Source organism: Gemmatimonadetes bacterium SCN 70-22, from assembly GCA_001724275.1.
Lineage (GTDB): Bacteria > Gemmatimonadota > Gemmatimonadetes > Gemmatimonadales > Gemmatimonadaceae > SCN-70-22.
The window spans coordinates 238,815-256,309 of the sequence record MEDZ01000003.1 but is presented as its reverse complement, the minus strand read 5'-3'; the positions used below and the strand labels follow the sequence as shown (position 1 = coordinate 256,309).

The window sequence follows — 17,495 nt, the reverse complement described above, 5'->3', positions numbered from 1 at the left end:
CCGGGCGATGCCTACGCGGTCGTCGGACCGCGATGGGGGCAATGTGGCGACTGTCGCTCCTGCCGGCGAGGGGACGGGACGGTGCCCTGGGGGCCACCCCCGATGCCCGGGGCGCGGATGCCCCGGATGCCCCGGATGCCCCGTTTGCCGTTGCCGTCGACCAGCCGCAAGCCGCCGGCGTTAGCGGTTTTTTTGTTGGGGAAGCCGCAGCGCCGGGGCTTGGCAGCACGTGAATTGGAGTGCACAAGTCATGGAAAATTCATGATCGCGACACGCCACCCGCACCCACCGTCCTCCCAGCCATGATGCTGCGCCTCGCCTCCACCGTGGAACGTTTGTTTTCAACGACCGCCTTAACCCTCTGCATCGCAACAGCTCTCACGATCGTCGGACCCGTCATTCCCCCGGGTCGGGCCGCCGAGCGATCAGACGGCCTCGAGCACGCCGTCCTGCAGGCGCAGGCCACGACGGGAACGATCTCGGGCACGGTGTTCGACACGTACACGCGCGCGCCGCTGGGCGATGTGACGGTCTCGATCGACAATCGGCGCGACGGCGCGACGACCTCCGCGGCCGACGGACGCTTCACCATCCCCTGCAGCGGGGCCACCTCCCTCACCTTTCGTCGCCTGGGGTACGAGACCTATCGGCTCGAGCTGACCTCCTGCACCGACTACCTCCAGGTGGGGCTCACCGCCGGCACCCAGAACCTCAACGCGGTCAGCGTCATCGCGACGCGCGACGCGCCCAGCCTGCAGCAGCCGCAATCCGTCACCACGCTCGCGCGCGGCGAGCTGACGCGCGGAACCGGCATCTTCCTGGACGATGCGCTCAACCTCGTCCCGGGCGTGCGCATGGAGCGCCGCACGATGTCCGGCGGGCAGCGGATCACCATCCGTGGCTACGGCAACCGGACCAACTTCGACGGCTCGGGCTACAAGGCGTACCTCAACGGAATCCCCCTCACCGACGCCGAGGGGGTGACGATGCTCGACGACGTCGACTTCGCGACGCTGGGCAAGGTGGACGTGGTGCGCGGCCCGGCGTCATCGCTCTACGGCGCGGGGATCGGCGGCGTCGTGAACCTCTACACCCTCCGCCCGGACCAGCCGGGGACGACCCTGAGCCAGGAGGTGATGTCGGGGGCCGACGGCCTGCTGCGCTCCGACACGCGCTTCGCCAGTGCCAGCAGCACCTCGTCGCTCCTGCTCAACTACGGCAAGCAGGATTACGACAGCTACCGCGTCCACAGCGCCAGCCAGCGGGACTACGCGTCCTTCGTCGGTGACTTCCGTCCATCGGAGCGCCGTACCATCAGCACCTACCTCGCCTGGTCGCACTCGTTCGACGAGCGCGCGGGGCAGCTCGACAGCGCCCAGTTCTTCGGCAAGCGGAACGCGGGGGAGCTGCGCTACCTCCAGAACGACGGCCACGTCGACATGGAGAGCGTGCGCGCCGGCGTCACGCACAGCTATCGCGTGAACGACCACCTCCTCCCCGTGGTCACCGCCTTCTACAGCGGCACCACGCGCGAGGACATCTTCGCCGTCGGCGTGACCCCGAAGTCGTGGCAGACGTTCGGCGCCCGGGCCGTGCTCAACACCTACGTCGACGCATCGGCGGTGCGCCTGACGGGAACGAGCGGGCTCGAGTTCGAGAAGACGAACCTCTTCACGAAGAACTATCCGCTCAACAACAAGGTGCAGGGGCCGGCCAGCACCGACCTCGAGACGCACGCCATGCAATACTCGCTGTTCACGCAGTGGGAGGCGGCGTTCGCCCACGACGTGGCGGTCACGGCCGGCGCCAGCGCCAACTTCATCGAGTACGCCCTCGTCGACCGCCTCACCAACACGGGAAACCCCACGCATCGCGACCTGACGGGGCGCAAGACCTACGACCCCGTCGTCACCCCGCGCCTCGCGATCCGGAAGGGCTTCGGCAACGACCTCTCGCTGTATGCGAGCATCAGCACCGGATACACGCCCGCGACATCGAGCGACGCGGTGATCCCCTTCACCGGCAAGGCCAACACCGGCCTCGAGCCGGAGCGTGGCACGCAGTACGAGATCGGCGCCAAGGGGAACCTCCTCGCGCGGCGGCTGGCCTGGCAGGTGGCGCTCTTCGACCTGCGCGTGCGGGACAAGCTCACCCCGCAGGGGGTCTTCGACAACGCCGGGACGCAGCTCTACTCGTACACGGTCAACGCCGGCGACCAGTCGAACAAGGGGCTCGAGGCCACTGCCGCCTGGTCGGCGGTGGACCGCGCCCAGGGGGCGGTGCGCGTGCTGCGCCCCTTCCTGTCGCTGTCGCTGTCCGACTTCACCTACCGGAACTTCAGGAGCGACAACAACGACAACGCGCGCACGGTGGACTACAGCGGCAAGGACGTGGTGGGCGTACCACGGACGGTGGCCGGCTACGGCGTCGATGCGGCGTTCGCCGGCGGGGTCTACCTCAACGCCACGCTCGAGCACCGCAGCCGGATGCCGATCACCTACGACAACGTGCACGAGGCGCCGGCCTACTCGCTGCTCAACGGCAAGCTCGGGGTGACGCGCGCGCTCACTCCCCGCCTGGCGATCGACGCCTACGTGGGCGCGCAGAACCTGACGAACGAGCTGTACTACACGATGGTCTTCCTCAACGCATCGTTCAGCGGCGCACCGCCGGCCATCTACCTCCCCGGCCCATACAAGGCGCGCTACTTCGGCGGGCTGCGCCTCAAGGTGCGCCCGTGAGCGCCGGCGCGACGCGCCCTCGCCCCGGCGCAGCGGCGGCGCACCGGCCCCGGCACGGCGGGCGGCGGCGCGCGCGCGCCGCGCTTGCCGCGCTGGCGCTGCTCGCCGGCGCCGCCGCGTGCGGGCGATTCGGCAACGCCGACGCCAGGGGTGACCACGCCCAGCGCCTCGTCTCGGTCTCCAAGCAGTACACCGAGATCATCTACGCGTTAGGCGCCCAGGAGGACCTGGTCGCGGTCGACATCTCGTCGGTGTATCCGCCGGAGGCGAAGCAGCTCCCCACGGTGGGATATCATCGCGCCTTGTCGCTCGAGGGGATGCTGGCGGCCAGGCCGACGATGATCCTGCGCGGCGGGCCGACCAACGTGGCCCCCGAGCATGTGGTGCGGCAGCTCGAGGCGCTCGACATCCCCATGAAGGACTTCGACATGCCCTCGGACGACATCGAGGGGGCCAAGGTCCTCTTCCGCGACATGGGGGCCTTCTTCCACAAGGAGAAGGCGGCCGACTCGCTCTGCGCCCAGCTCGACGCCGACATGGGCAGGGCCCTCGCCGCCGCCGCGCAACAGGCGGACACGCCGAGCGTGGCGGTGATCCACTACGGGCGCCAGAACAACGCCTACCTCGTGATGACGGGACGCAGCACGGCGGCCAGGATGGTGCGCTGGGCCGGGGGGCGCATGGCCATCGACGACTCGGCGCGCGGCATGCTCCCGCTCACGTCGCCCGAGGTCATCGCCAAGTCCAACCCCGACGTCATCCTGCTCACCGACTTCGGCTACGACCGGCTGGCGGGGCGCGACGACATCCTGGCGCTCCCCGGTGTCGGGGCCACGAAGGCGGCGCGCGAGGGGCGCATCTTCCGCGTCGAGGAGAACGACATGGTCTACATCGGCCCGCGCACCGGGCGCAACGTGCTGGCGCTGCGCGCCCTCATCCGCCAGCCGGGGACGCTGACGGGTGCGCCGGCCTCGGCGCCGGCCTCGGCGCCGGCCACCCCCGCGATGTCCGGGGCAGAGTGACGCGCCTCGACCGGCATTACGCCGGGGTCCTCCCGCTCCTCGCCGTCGCCCTCGTCCTCGTCACCCTGGCCTCCATCCGCTGGGGGGCGGTCCCGATCTCGCTCGCCGAGATCGGGGCGGCGCTGGGCCGGGGGGTGCGCGACCCGGCGTCGCGCACCCTCAACGAGCGCATCTTCCTCGAGATCCGCCTGCCGCGCGCGCTGCTGACGGCGGTGGTGGGCGGGGCGCTGGCGGTCGGCGGGGTCCTGATGCAGGGGCTGTTCCGCAACCCGATCGTCGAGCCGGGGTTGGTGGGGACGTCGAGCGGGGCCGCGTTCGGCGCGGCACTCTACTTCGTGCTCGGTGCCGCCTTCCGGGTGCACGCCGGCCCGTGGACCTTGCCGCTGGCGGCCTGCGCCGGCGGAATGCTCGCCACCTGGCTGGTCTTCGCCCTGTCGCGCTCCGCCGACAGCGCGCGCAGCTCGGTCGTGGCGTTGCTCCTGACGGGAATCGCCGTCAACGCCCTCTTCCTCAGCGGGGTCGGCTTCCTGTCGTACATCGCCCGCGACCCGCAGGCCCGCTCCATCACCTTCTGGAACCTCGGCACCCTGTCCGGCGCCAGCTGGAGCGCCGTGGCCATCGTCTCGCTCACCACCATCGGCGCCCTCGCCGTCGGGCTGCGCTACGCCCGCCAGCTCAACGCCCTGATGATCGGCGAGGACGAGGCACGCTACCTGGGGGTCGACGTGGCGCGCCTCAAGGCGATCGTGCTCGTGCTCAACGTCGTCATGGTCGCCGTCGCCACCGCCTTCACGGGGGTCATCGCCTTCGTGGGGCTCATCGTTCCCCACCTGTTGCGCCTGATGCGCGGCGCCGACACGCGCTTCCTCATGCTGGGGGGGATGCTGCTGGGCGGAGTGATCCTCGGCGCCGCCGACCTGGTGGCGCGGCTCCTCCTGGCCCCCGCCGAGCTCCCCATCGGGATCGTCACGTCCGTCGTCGGCGTCCCCGTCTTCGTCTTCCTGCTGCGCGCCCGGCGCTACTACTTCTGATGCCTCGCACGGACATGGCGGCCGGGACTCGAACGGACGATGCCGCCGCGCGCGCGACGCTCGCCGGGCGCAACCTCACCTTCGAGATCGACGGCGCCCGCCTGCTCGATGGCGTCTCGGTCGCCTTCCCGGTGGGGCGGCTGTCGCTCATCCTCGGCGCCAACGGCGCGGGGAAGAGCACGCTGATCCGCGCGCTGTGCGGGCAGCTGGGCGGGCGGCTGGGCGGGCGGCTGGGCGGGCGCGGCACCACGGGGACGTTGCACGGCGACGTGCGGTATGCCGGGCGGAGCATGTCCGAGTGGTCGGCGTTGCAGCTGGCACAGCGGCGGGCCGTCCTCTCGCAGAGCGTGGAACTCGCCTTTCCGCTGCGCGCGTGGGAGGTCGTCATGATGGGACGCTACCCCCACTTCTCGGGGCGCCCCGAGCCCCGCGACGAGCGCGCCTGCGAGGAGGCGATGCGCTTCTTCGACGTGTGGGAGTGGGCCGACCGCAACTATCTCACGCTCAGCGGCGGCGAGCGGCAGCGCGTGCACTTCGCGCGCGTCCTGGCGCAGGTCTGGTATCCGGTCGCCGGCGCACAGCGCTACCTCATCCTCGACGAACCACTCACCTTCCTCGACATCCGCTACCAGTACGAGTTCATGCGCAAGGTGCGCGAGCTCATGGCGCCGGGCGACATGGTCGTGCTGGGCGTGGTCCACGACCTCAACCTCGCCGCGCGCTTCGCCGACCACCTGGTGCTGATGAAGCAGGGACGCGTCCTGGCCGACGGGGCGCCGCGGAACGTGCTCACCGCCAGCCTGGTGGAGGAGGCGTTCGGGATTCGCCCGCGGGTGCACGACGATCCGGAAGGAGGCTTGCAGCTGGCGTTTGGATAGCCGGCCGGGAGGCCAGGCCCCTCAGCTCAACAGCAACTCCAGCTCCTCCTTCCCCAGGTTCGCCACCACCGAGTTGTCGGCCCGGATGATCGCGTCGGCCAGGTCACGCTTGCTCTCCTGCAGCGCCAGCACCTTCTCCTCCACGGTGTCGCGGGCAATCAGCCGCTGGGCGAAGACGCGGCGCGTCTGCCCGATGCGGTGGGCACGGTCGATCGCTTGCGCCTCCACGGCCGGGTTCCACCACGGGTCCAGCAGGTACACGTACTCGGCCGCCGTCAGGTTGAGCCCGAGCCCGCCGGCCTTGAGCGAGACCAGGAAGACCTTGCACGCCGGGTCCGACTGGAAGCGCTCCACCACGCGCTGCCGGTCCTTGGTGTCGCCATCGAGGTACTCGTACGTCATCCCGCTGGCATCCATCTGCGCCTTCACGATCGACAGGAGCGAGGTGAACTGCGAGAAGACGAGCACCTTGTGATCCTCGGCGATCGCCTCGCCCACGCGCGTCAGGAGCATGTCGATCTTGCTGCTCGAGATGTTGCGCCTGGCGGGATCGACCAGCCCGGGATGGCACGCCGCCTGGCGCAGCCGCAACAGCGCCTCCAGCACGTGCATGCGATGCTTCCCGATCCCCTCGTCGTCCGCCATCCGCCCCAGCAGCGACCGGCGGTAGTGGTCGCGCAGCTCGTCGTACAGCGCGCGCTCCTCCGCCGTCAGCTCCACCACCAGCGTCTGCTCCAGCCGTTCCGGCAGCTCGGGGGCCACCTGGGCCTTGGTGCGGCGCAGGATGTATGGGCGCACGGCCCGCGACAGCAGCGCGCGCGACTCCTCCCGCTCCTCGCCGTGCCCGGGCGCATCCAGCCGCTGCACCAGCGCCCCGAACACCGACATGCGCCCCAGCAGCCCGGGGTTCAGGAATTCGAGCAGGCTCCACAGCTCGGCCAGCCGGTTCTCGATCGGCGTCCCGGTCATCGCCAGCCGGTGGCGCGCGCGCAGCAGCCGCGCGGCCTTCGCGCTCTCGGTGCGCGCATTCTTGATCGCTTGCGCCTCGTCGAGGACCGCGTAGTCGAACTCGAAGTCGCGCCACTCGGCCACGTCACGGCGCAGCGTCCCGTACGTCGTCAGGACAAGGTCGTAGTCCTCCAGGTGCTCGGCTCCCCGCTGCCGCTCGGGCCCGCCATGCACCAGCACCTTCAGCTTCGGCGTGAAGCGCGCAGCCTCCTGCTCCCAGTTGAAGACCAGCGAGCGCGGGACGACCACGAGCGAGGTCCCTGCCTTTTCCACGCGACGCGACTCGAGGAGCGCCAGCACCTGCACCGTCTTCCCCAGCCCCATGTCATCGGCCAGGCACCCGCCAAAGCCGAACTGCCGCAGGAAATGCAGCCAGCCGAGCCCCTCCTCCTGGTACGGGCGCAGCGTCCCGCGAAAGCTCCGCGGCGCACGGGCCGGCTTGATCCCCTCGAAGTGCAGCAGTTGCGACCGCGCACGCTCGAAGACGGCGTCCGTATCGGCCGGCGGGAGGGCGCTGAGGAGGACGTCGAGGATCCCCAGCTGCCGCGCGGAGAACCGCAGGTGGCCATCCACCATCGTCCCGGTGGCGGCGAGGAGCCCGGTCCGCTCCAGCCACTCGCTGGAGAGCAGCCCGAGCGAGTCGTCGCTCAGCTTCACGGTCCGCTGCCCGCGGCGCAGCGCGGCGAGCAACGTGGGGAGGTCGGCCTTCACCCCGCCGAAGTCGAGCGTGGCGTCGAGGTCGAACCAGTCGATCCCGCTGCGCACCTCCACCGACAGGTCGCCCGGCATGCGCAGTGCCCGCCCCTCGAACTCCACCCACCACCCCTCGTCGGTCAGGACGAGGGCCGCATCTTCTCCCTTCCCCTCGGCGATGCGGCGGACGTGGCGCGAGGTGGCGTAGTCGAACTCCCAGCGGAAACCCAGCTTCTCGAGCCGATGCGCGAGCCGTTCCTCGGCGCCCCGGTTGCGCCTGACGATGCGGCGTTCCCCCTCCTGGAAGACCGCCGCCGACTCCATCTCGGCCGCGATGATCGTCCCGCCGTAGTCGAGGGTCAGCGTCGCTTCGTACTTGGCCGGCGTCCACGCCGTTTGCGGCACCAGGCGGAGGGAGAGGCGCGGGAGCGGCACCGCCTCGACCGTGTCCAGCTGCAACTCCGGCGGTACCTCGAGCGGGGGGAGGTGCGGCAGCGCGTGCAGCTCTGCCAGGAGGTCCATCCCTTCACTGCGCGGAATCTCGGCCGCCAGGTCGCCCCTGAGCGCCGGGACCAGGTCGAAGGCCCCGTGGTCGATGAAGCGTCCCGCCCGGCCGCGGGCCAGGAGGAGCCCCCCGCGCATCATCAGGAGCGGCTCGTCCAGCGACATGACGTCCCCCTCGCGCTCGAGGCGCCCCTCCAGCCGGTACGGCGCCGTGTCTCCCGCCGAGGTAACCGCCAGGCGCAACTCCCACGGAGGGCCCCCATCCCACCCCAGGGGCTCCAGTTCGCCATGTCGCCGTCCGGTCCGCACGAAGCAGCGCCCCGACTCGCACATCCGGCGCAACGTCGTGTCGAGCGCCGCCGTCGCCAGGAGGTAGCGCCTGGTGCTGCTCGACTGCGGGGGCGCGCCGAACTCGGGTTGGGCCCCCAGCAGGAGCTGGGCGATGTCGCGGTCGACCGGGTCCGGGGCGGCGAACCACTGCCCCCTCGTCAGCCGAAACTGCCGTGGTGGGCCCCACGCGCCGTCCTTCTGGGTCGTCTGCATGGCCAGCTCGACCCACACGCCATCGGGGCGCTCGTGCGTGTGGGGCACGTCGACCACGTAGATGATCCGGCGCCCCTCCGGGAATCCGGCGCTCTCCCGTCGCTGCGGCTCGGGTGACGGCGCCATGGCCGGGGCCAGGGCTCGCAGGCGCTGCACCCAGGGGCGAGGGTCGCTGCGCACCTCCGCCGGTCGCGCGACGGGAGGAGGAAGTGGCGCGTGCTCGACGGCCTCCAGCGCCCGTGCGGCCGCCTCGCGTTCCCTCGCCTCTCGTTCGGCGGCCTCACGTTCTTCCCGGCGCTTTCGCTCGGCCTCGCGCTCCGCCTCCCGCGCCGCACGCGCCTCGGCGTGATAGGACTCATCCGGGGTATGCGGGAGGGCCCCCGCTCGGTCGGCCACCACCAGGACCGCCCACAGGTGCTTGCAGTTCCCGTACTCCTGGGCATACGGGCAGCTGCAACGCAGGTCGAGGCGATCGCCGGGAAAGGCGCGCAACTCGACCTTGTACGTCTGCGTCCCCTCGACCGCGGCGGTCAGGTAGGAGGGGTCGCGATGCACCAGCGTCACCCGCCCCTCGCGCACATAGCCCTCCCCGGCGGCACGCAGGGCGGGGGTGAAGAGCGAGGCGACTTTGCGGGAGATCGGCAAGCGGCGTGGGGGGTGGGGAACCTTGAAACTTAGCAGGGATCACCATTCCCGCGTCATCTCCATCCCCTCCGAATCCTTGCTCATCGCGCGGCCCTGCCGTAGGCTCGCTTCGTCACACGGGCGTGGCACCTCCACCCGAGCGACCCCGTACTATCCGATGCTCCCCCTGGCCGCGGAAGGACCAGGCGCTGGCGGTACCTTCACCGTCCCTCGCACATGACCTCACGACGTGACTTCCTGAAGACCGGCGGCGCGGCGGCCGGAGTGCTTGCACTCTCGGGCGCCCTGCGAACCGCCGACGCCGCCATTCCCCGCGTGCGCCACGCGGCCACGGCGCCCGAGATGGACCCCTCGGTGCGAGAACTGCTCATGGAGGCGCTGGATGCGGCCAAGCTGGCCGGCGCCGGCTATGCCGATGCGCGCATCGGGCGGTACATGCAGAACTTCGTCGTCACGCGCGAGCAGCAGATCATCAATGTCGTCGACACGGACTCCATCGGGATCGGCGTACGCGCACTCGTGGACGGGACGTGGGGCTTTGCCGCGTCGCGCGACCTCACCAAGGCGGGCGTGGCGGCCGCGGCACGCGAGGCAGCGGCCATCGCCAAGGCCAATCGCATCGCCCGGGACCGGATGGTCGAGCTGGCGCCGGCGCCGGCGGTCACGAACGCCGCCTGGAAGAACGCCTGGCAGGTTGATCCGTGGTCGATCCCGGTGGAGGAGAAGGCGGACCTGCTGATTCGCAGCAACGCCGCGGGGATGAAGGCGGCCAACGTGAAGTACGTCTTCAGTGCCCTCTTCTTCCGGAAACAGGAACGCAACTACGCCAATACCGATGGCTCGGTCATCGCGCAGACGCTCGTGCAGACGGCCATCCAGCAGCAGTTCACCGCGGTGAGCCCCGACTTCACCGACTTCCAGAACCGTGGCAACACCATCCAGCCCGTGGGGCGTGGCTGGGAATGGGTCCTCGAGAAGCAGCTGGTGACGAACGCCGAGCGCTGGGGGGAGGAAGCAAGCCAGAAGCTCAAGGCCAAGCCGGTGGAGGTGGGGCGCTACGACCTGGTCCTGCACCCCTCGCACCTGTGGCTCACGATCCACGAGTCGATCGCGCACCCCACGGAGCTCGATCGCGCGATGGGCTACGAGGCCAATTACGCGGGGACGTCGTTCGTCGCCCCGCCGGCCGACTTCCTGGGGAAGTTCCGGTACGGCCCGGAGTTCATGAACATCCAGGGCGACCGCTCGCAACCCGGCGCGCTCGCGACCGTGGGCTACGACGACGAGGGAGTGGCCCCCGACGAGTTCCTCATCATCAAGGACGGGAAGGTCAACGACTACCAGACGACGCGCGAGCAGGCCTCGTGGCTGGACTGGTGGTACAAGTCGCAGGGACGCGCCACGCGCTCGCATGGCTGCTCGTACGCCGACAACTGGAGCTCGGTGCAGTTCCAGCGGATGCCGAACGTCTCGCTCCTCCCGGGCGAGAAGGAGCAATCGTTCGAGGACCTCGTCGCGGCGACCGACCGGGGCATCGCCATCGTGGGCGACGGGTCGTTCTCCATCGACCAGCAACGGTACAACGCGCAGTTCGGCGGCCAGCTCTTCTACGAGATCCGCGGCGGCAAGATCACGGGAATGCTGAAGGACGTCGCGTACCAGATGCGGACGCCCGACTTCTGGAACTCGATGGACATGATCGGCGGCAAGCAGTCCTACGAGGTGTGGGGATCGTTCTTCGACGGCAAGGGGCAGCCGGGACAGGTCAACGCGGTGAGCCACGGCTCCGTCCCGGCGCGCTTCCGCAACGTCAACGTCATCAACACCGGGCGAAAGGCCTGACCCCTTCCCACTCGCCACCTCACGAGACCGATCATGCGACGCAGCGACTTCAGCGAAGTGGTGACGGCACCCGCTCGCCTGTACCACCACGACGGGACCGTGCTCCCGAACGATGCGATCATGGATCGCGCCGAGGCGCAGGCGCTTATCGAGCGCATCCGGAAGTTCTCGAAGGCCGACGCCGTGGAGGTGCAGGTCTTCGGGGGCAACACGACCAACGTCCGCTTTGCCGACAACCAGATGTCGACCGCCGGGGGCGTGAGCGACTTCCAGGTCGGGGTGCAGAGCTACTTCGGCGCCAAGCACGCCGTCGTCACGACCAACGAGGTGACCGACGAGGCCCTCAGGGCGATGGTCGAGAAGTCGGAACGACTGGCCCGGCTTGCGCCTGACGACCCCGAGTCCATGCCGCTCCTCCCGCCGCAGCAGTACCAGCCGGTCGAGGCCTATTTCCCCTCGGTGGCCAACATGACCGCGGAGGAGCGGGCGAAGATCGCGCTCACGGCGCTGGAACCGTGCCGTGGCGCCGGGGACCTGACGGCCGCCGGCTACCTGGAGAACCGCACCGTCTTCACCGCGTTCGGCAGCAGTTCGGGGCTCTTCGCCTACCATCGCGGGACCAGCAGCAACTACACGCTCACCGTGCGCACCAACGACGGCACCGGGTCGGGGTGGGCCGGGGCCGAGCACAACGATGCGCGCCTCGTCGACTACGAGGGCGTGAGCAGGCGCGCCATCGAGAAGGCGCGCGCGTCGCGCACCCCGGTGGCGATCGAGCCGGGGCGCTACACCGTCATCATGGAGCCGCAAGCCGTCGGCGACCTGTGCCAGCTCATCGGCTTCTATCTCGACGCGCGCGCCACCGACGAGGGCCGCTCGCCGTTCGTGAAGCAGGGAGGCGGGACGAAGATCGGGGAGAAGATCCTCGACGGGCGGGTGAGCATCTACGCCGACCCGTCCGACCCCATGGTCCGCGCGCAACCCTTCGACGGTGACGGGCTCCCGTTGGGGCGCCAGGAGTTCGTGAGGGACGGCGTGCTGAAGACGCTCTACTACTCGCGCTTCTGGGCACGGAAGAAGGGGGTCCCGCCCACCGGCGCCCCCACCTCGTTCCTGATGAGCGGCGGCAGCGCCTCGGTCGACGAGATGATCAGGTCGACCCAGCGCGGCATCCTGGTCACCCGTCTCTGGTACCTGCGGGAGGTCGACCCGCGCACCATCCTCTACACGGGCCTCACCCGGGACGGGACGTTCCTGGTCGAGAACGGGCGGGTGACGAGGGCGCTCAAGAACTTCCGCTTCAACGACTCGCCCCTGTTCATGCTGAACAACCTCGAGATGCTCGGGAAGCCGGAGCGCCTCGCGGGGACCGAGGCCGGGGGCGCCGTCGTCGTGCCGGCGCTCAAGGTGCGCGACTTCAACTTCACGTCGCTGTCGGACGCGGTGTGAGGGCGCAGGCGACCGCGCGGGGTACCTAACGATTCGTGTCCCGCGTCCACGCGAGCGCACCCATTGACAATCCAGGTGCAACATGCGGGAATGGACGATGCGGCGTCGGCAGCGTCACGCCGTCGCGATACCCGTCCCCCCCTCGCCATGTCTCACGCCTGAACCCCGAGGCTCCCCCTCCTCCTCGCCCATGCCCCTGCAACGGCGCACGTCCCGCACGACGATCCGCGAGATCGTGGATCCGGCAGATCCGGCCCTGCGCGACGCGTACGCGCTCTTGACGCGCGCATTTCATCGCGACGAGCGCGTTCCGAAGCGCGAGTGGATCGGCAGCCTGCAGGAGAAATCGCGCGGCCTTCCACTGGACTTCGCCTGGCACCTGTTGGTCGCCGAGCGCGGCGGCCGCGTGATCGGCCTCTCGTCCGGGACGTACCTCGGCAACGTGAACCTGGGCGTCATCGGCTATCTCGCCATCGCCCCCGGGCTGCGGGCGCAAGGGCTGGGATCGCGAATGCGCAGCCGCCTCCGCCGATGCTTCGCTCGCGATGCCGAGCGACTGGCGCAGCGCCCCCTCGCCGGGGTGATCGGGGAGGTGAGCGAGGACAATCCCTGGCTCCGCCGACTCGCGGCGCGCCCGGAGGTCCTCCTCCTGGATTTCGCGTACTTCCAGCCCGGGCTTCATGAGGACGACGAGCCGTCACCGTTCATCCTCTACTACGAAGCGCTGGGGAAGCGTCGATCGCGACTGCCACAGACCGAGATTCGGCGCATCCTCTACACGGTCTGGCGACGCGTCTATCGGGTCGCCCGTCCGCTCGAGCGCCCCGAATTCCGGGCCATGCTCCGCTCACTCGAAGGGCGTCGTTCGATCGGACGACGGGCGCCCACCCCCGGGAATCAGCATGATCGTTGACTGCCACGTCCACCTCAACAACTACCACGAGCAGCTCTCGGTCTCTCTCTCCGACAGCCTGGCCCGGCTGCAGGAATCGATGGCCGAGGCCGCGATCGACTACGCGCTCGTCCTCACGAGCTACCTCGTGACGCCGCATCGCCCGAGCACGGCCGCCGTCGTCGAGGCCATCGCGAAGGTGCCGAACCTCGGCGTCGTGGCAGGAATCAGCTACTCCAACTACCGGCAGCGTGACCTGCGCGAACTCGCCGACTTCCTCCAGCAGGGCCTGGTCAAGGGGCTCAAGCTGTACCCGGGCTACGAACCGTTCTTTCCGCACGACAAGCGCCTGCGGGTCGTCTACGACCTTGCCGAGGAGTTCGACGTCCCGGTGATGATCCACTCGGGCGACACCTACAACCCCAAGGGCAAGCTCAAGTACTCCCACCCACTCGAGATCGACGAGGTCGCGGTCGACCATCCCAACGTGAAGTTCGTCATCTGCCACCTCGGCAACCCGTGGCTGACGGACTGCATGGAGGTCGTCTACAAGAACGCGAACGTGTACGCCGACATCTCGGGGCTCGTCCTCGGCGAGTTCACGGAGGCATTCGAGGACTACATGGCCGAGGAGATCAGGGACGTCATCCTGTACGCCGGTGATCCGCGCTTCTTCCTCTTTGGCACGGACTGGCCGATCTGTTCGATGCCCTCCTACGTGAACTTCGTGCAGCAACTCGGGCTCAGTCCCGAGGCGTATCACGCCATGATGTACGAGAATGCCCGGCAACTCTTCAAGCTCCCCCTGCCGCCGGCGGTGAGGGCCGACTAGGACGACCGCGCGGGGGTTTCGTCGCGCGCGGCCGGTCCGTAGGTTGCACGTGTGACGGCTAGCGACGCGCGCGAGATCGCCGCGCACTTTCCGCCCGGGTTCCTTTGGGGTGTCTCGACGTCGGCCTACCAGATCGAGGGCGCGCTCGATGCCGATGGGCGCGGGCGCTCGATCTGGGAGACCTTTGCCGAGCGTCCCGGCGCCATCGAGCGCGGCGAGGACGCCTCGGTCGCCTGCGATCATTATCACCGCTACCGGGAAGACCTGGCACTCATCCGCGACCTCGGCGTGGGGAGCTACCGGTTCTCCATCGCCTGGCCGCGCATCCAGCCGACCGGGAGCGGCCCCGTCAATCGCGCCGGGCTCGCCTTCTACGAGCGACTGGTCGACGGGCTCCTCGAGGCAGGGATCCGGCCATTCCCCACCCTGTACCACTGGGACCTCCCGCAGGCGCTCGAGGACAAGGGAGGGTGGGCCGCCCGCGACACCGCCGCGCACTTTGCCGACTACACCGCATTGGTGATGCAGGCCCTTGGCGACCGCGTCGCGCAGTGGTCGCTGTTCAACGAACCCTCCATCTTCACCACCCGGGGATACCTGCTCGGGCGCTATGCCCCGGGGCGGCAGAGCCTTCCCGACTACCTGAAGGCCGTCCACGTGGTGACGATGGCGCACGCAGACGGTTTCCGCGCCGCCAAGGCGGTGCGCCCGGATGCCAAGGTCGGCTCGGTGTTCGCGATGGCACCGTGCGAGCCGGCGACGGACGCACCCGCCGACCGCGCCGCCACGGCCTACGCGGACGCGGTCTTCAACCATCTCTCGGCTGGACCGCTGATGACGGGGCGCTACCCGCAGCCCTTCCTCGACAGCATCCCACTCAAGGCGCTCGCCATGCTCCCCGGCGACACGGAGCGGATGCGCGTCCCGCTCGATTTCATCGGGGTCAACACGTACTATCGACTCGTCGTGAGCGGGGGCGGGGACAGCCGGCCCGACCTGCCGTATTTCCTCTTCGATATCCTCTCCGACCAGCGCACCACCGGTGGCCACGCCGACTTCTCGCGCCCCGACCCCACCGCCGTGCGCATCGAGAACGCCTTCGGGCGCAGCGAGGGGAAGCGCACCGCGATGGGGTGGGAGATCTGGCCGCGGGCCCTCCACGACGTCCTGCTCTCGATCACCGGCTTGTACGGCCCCATTCCCATCGAGGTCTGCGAGAGCGGATGCGCCTTCGATGAGTCTCCGGGTGACGACGGCGTCGTCCACGACGATGCGCGCCGCGCTTATCACGCCGCACACATCGCGGCGGTCGCCGACGCCATGAAGGCGGGCGCCAATGTGATGAGCTACCACGCCTGGAGCCTGTACGACAACTTCGAGTGGGCGTCGGGCTATCGTCCGCGCTTCGGCATCGTGCACGTGGACTACGCCACGCAGCGGCGTACCCTGAAGGACTCGGCCCGGTGGTATCGTGAGGTGTGCCACGCGGCGCGGCTACGCGCCGGCGCCGTCAGCCTCGCGGAGCGGTGATGCCTCCCACCCTCCTGTTCTCGGATGTCGACGGGACGCTGCTCGACCGGGAGGGGCGCTACGCGATGCGCCCCACGGAGCTGGCGCAGGTCCGCGATCGCGTCACGGTGATCCTCGCCTCGAGTCGCACCATCCTCGAGTTGTCGCGCAACCAGCGCGACCTCGGGCTCGATGGCCCGGTGGTGGCGGAGAACGGCGCGGTGATCGCCCTGCCGTGGGACGAGGCCACGGGTGACCTCGGCGCGCACGAGCTGATCGATGACCGCGAATGGTGCGTGGTGGCCGTGGGCGCGCCGGCGCAGGAGCTGCGCGCCGAGGCGCGGGCGGCGGCCGAATCGTTAGGCACCGCCTTCGTCGACCAGCATGTCGCCGAGCCCGGCGTCGGCCGACGCTACTCGCTCGCGTTGCGTCCGGCGCCGGGCCAGGCGGCGGATTCGCTGGACCGGCTGGCCAACACCCTGCGCCGGGGCGGGCGGGCGGTGGCCTCGGGAGGGACGTGGCTCTGCGTCACGGGCGGAGCCGACAAGGGACGTGGCGTCCGCACGGTGTTAGATTGCCTGCGACGGCTGGGACGCCCCATCGGGCGCGTCGCCGCCGCAGGAGACGGCGACAACGACGTCCCCCTCCTCCTTGCCGCTGAACGTCGGTTCGTGATCGGTCACGACGACGGCACGTGGCACCCTGCCCTGCGCGTGCTCCCTCGTGCGGAGTGCGTGCCCATCCCCGGGGTCGCCGGCTGGCGAGAGGTCATCCGCCAGCTGGCCGAACCGCAGGAGGTCTGATGCCCCTTCGCGCTCCACGCCCCCGCTGGACGCTGAGCGTCCTCACCATCCCCAAGCGCGAGCCCTACCTCGCCCAGCTGCTCGAGTCGCTGGCCGACGCGAAGCTCCCCCGCGGCACGGTCGTCGACGTCGTGTACAACTGGGATACACGTGAGCGCCCCCACGAAGTGGAGCGCCGCCTCCGGCGCACGCGTCGTGGCCTGACCGTCAACGTGCACTTCAACACGCAGCGCCCCACCATCGTCGGGGGACGTGCACAACAGCTCAACCACTGCAAGACCCCGCTCATCGCCTTCATCGACGACGACCTCACCGTTCACGGCGACCTCCTCGGGGTACTCGAGGAGCAGATGCGCACCCGCCCGGTCGGGATCCTCGGCGTGCAGTCCCTCGCGGAAGACACCGACCGTCGCTTCAAGCCCCGGCGCAGCACGCCAAGCATCGAGATGCACGGCCTGCGCTTCATGCCGGTCCAGGGAATGCTCGTGGCCGGATATCGCCGGCTCTTCCTCGACATCGGCGGCTTCAACCCGCGACGCGAGTTCTGGGGCGAGTGGACGGAATTCAACCTGCGCATGTGGCGCAGCGGCTTCCCGAGCGCCTACGTCATGAACGGCGCCTACCTGCGCCACTGGGAGAAGGCCCCGGAGTCACCCACGCGCAACATGGCGGGGCGAGAGGACCACGTCCTCTGGGGCTTGATGTGCACCGCGCTCGAATACGAGGCCGTCGACGCTCGCGCGGAGACGGAACCGTTCTGGGAGCTGCTCGAGCAGCGCTACCTTGCGTATGCCTTCGGCGCGGACGCGTCGGTGCGTGACATCCTGCGCTCCGCGCTCCGACTCGTCCCCAAGCTGAGCGCCGAGTATCCCGCGATCGCGGCGTTCCGCGACCTCGTCAGGCAGCACCCGTTCGCGTTCATGCCGTTCCACCGCTTCACGCGCGAGGAGGTCACCCGCGTGCTGGAGCACGCGGAGTCACGCATCGCCGAGTATCGCGATGACGTCTGGGATAGCCGGCGCACGCGTGCGGTGCGCTGGATGCGAAAGAGTCTGGCGAGGGCATAGCCGGCGCGATGCACGCCGCACGCGCTCGGTGGCTAC

At 69.7% G+C, this 17,495-nt stretch carries 10 protein-coding genes and 1 pseudogene; 10 read left to right on the top strand and 1 reads right to left on the bottom strand.

The genetic code is table 11. The features are described 5' to 3' along the window. Nucleotides 1–302 precede the first annotated feature (302 nt). The 3 genes and pseudogenes from ABS52_02535 to ABS52_02525 all read left to right on the top strand — a co-directional run bounded on the left by ABS52_02535 (nucleotide 303) and on the right by ABS52_02525 (nucleotide 5,672). Nucleotides 303–2,741, top strand: coding sequence for a hypothetical protein (locus ABS52_02535; protein ID ODT05045.1), 2,439 nt, complete (start codon nucleotides 303–305; stop codon nucleotides 2,739–2,741). 881 nt (nucleotides 2,742–3,622) lie between these two features. Beyond that, a pseudogene (locus ABS52_02530) lies at nucleotides 3,623–4,794 on the top strand (ABC transporter permease). A 14-nt stretch (nucleotides 4,795–4,808) separates the two neighbouring features. Further along, a complete protein-coding gene (locus ABS52_02525; GenBank protein ODT05121.1) occupies nucleotides 4,809–5,672 on the top strand; it encodes a hypothetical protein in 864 nt (287 codons plus the stop codon). A 21-nt stretch (nucleotides 5,673–5,693) separates the two neighbouring features. On the opposite strand, the gene ABS52_02520 is transcribed toward ABS52_02525, so the two are convergent. Next, a complete protein-coding gene (locus ABS52_02520; protein ID ODT05044.1) occupies nucleotides 5,694–9,065 on the bottom strand; it encodes a hypothetical protein in 3,372 nt (1,123 codons plus the stop codon). Nucleotides 9,066–9,281: 216 nt separating this feature from the next. Between ABS52_02520 and ABS52_02515 the strand changes: the two genes are divergently transcribed. The 7 genes from ABS52_02515 to ABS52_02485 all read left to right on the top strand — a co-directional run bounded on the left by ABS52_02515 (nucleotide 9,282) and on the right by ABS52_02485 (nucleotide 17,459). Next, nucleotides 9,282–10,907: a hypothetical protein gene (locus ABS52_02515; GenBank protein ODT05043.1), complete on the top strand. Its 1,626-nt coding sequence runs from the start codon at nucleotides 9,282–9,284 to the stop codon at nucleotides 10,905–10,907. 120 nt (nucleotides 10,908–11,027) lie between these two features. Beyond that, the gene (locus ABS52_02510) at nucleotides 11,028–12,356 is read left to right on the top strand and encodes a peptidase C69 (protein ID ODT05120.1); all 1,329 of its coding nucleotides are present in this window, start codon (nucleotides 11,028–11,030) and stop codon (nucleotides 12,354–12,356) included. A gap of 190 nt (nucleotides 12,357–12,546) precedes the next feature. Beyond that, nucleotides 12,547–13,269, top strand: coding sequence for a hypothetical protein (locus ABS52_02505; protein ID ODT05042.1), 723 nt, complete (start codon nucleotides 12,547–12,549; stop codon nucleotides 13,267–13,269). Next, nucleotides 13,259–14,080 (top strand): amidohydrolase, encoded by an 822-nt coding sequence (locus ABS52_02500; protein ODT05041.1) that lies wholly within the window; start codon nucleotides 13,259–13,261, stop codon nucleotides 14,078–14,080. Before ABS52_02505 ends, ABS52_02500 begins: the two co-directional genes overlap by 11 nt. 75 nt (nucleotides 14,081–14,155) lie before the next feature. Then, on the top strand, nucleotides 14,156–15,610 hold the full coding sequence (locus ABS52_02495; protein ODT05119.1) for a hypothetical protein: 1,455 nt from the start codon (nucleotides 14,156–14,158) through the stop codon (nucleotides 15,608–15,610). After that, a complete protein-coding gene (locus ABS52_02490; GenBank protein ID ODT05040.1) occupies nucleotides 15,610–16,392 on the top strand; it encodes a hypothetical protein in 783 nt (260 codons plus the stop codon). Before ABS52_02495 ends, ABS52_02490 begins: the two co-directional genes overlap by 1 nt. Next, on the top strand, nucleotides 16,392–17,459 hold the full coding sequence (locus ABS52_02485; protein ID ODT05039.1) for a hypothetical protein: 1,068 nt from the start codon (nucleotides 16,392–16,394) through the stop codon (nucleotides 17,457–17,459). The genes ABS52_02490 and ABS52_02485 overlap by 1 nt, the downstream gene beginning before the upstream one ends. Nucleotides 17,460–17,495: the final 36 nt, after the last annotated feature.

Coding starts and splice junctions, on each gene's coding strand:
- ABS52_02485 (ODT05039.1), top strand. CDS start 16,392: ATGCCCCTTCGCGCTCCACGCCCCCGCTGGACGCTGAGCGTCCTCACC.
- ABS52_02510 (ODT05120.1), top strand. CDS start 11,028: ATGGATCGCGCCGAGGCGCAGGCGCTTATCGAGCGCATCCGGAAGTTC.
- ABS52_02515 (ODT05043.1), top strand. CDS start 9,282: ATGACCTCACGACGTGACTTCCTGAAGACCGGCGGCGCGGCGGCCGGA.
- ABS52_02505 (ODT05042.1), top strand. CDS start 12,547: ATGCCCCTGCAACGGCGCACGTCCCGCACGACGATCCGCGAGATCGTG.
- ABS52_02525 (ODT05121.1), top strand. CDS start 4,809: ATGGCGGCCGGGACTCGAACGGACGATGCCGCCGCGCGCGCGACGCTC.
- ABS52_02490 (ODT05040.1), top strand. CDS start 15,610: ATGCCTCCCACCCTCCTGTTCTCGGATGTCGACGGGACGCTGCTCGAC.
- ABS52_02535 (ODT05045.1), top strand. CDS start 303: ATGATGCTGCGCCTCGCCTCCACCGTGGAACGTTTGTTTTCAACGACC.
- ABS52_02500 (ODT05041.1), top strand. CDS start 13,259: ATGATCGTTGACTGCCACGTCCACCTCAACAACTACCACGAGCAGCTC.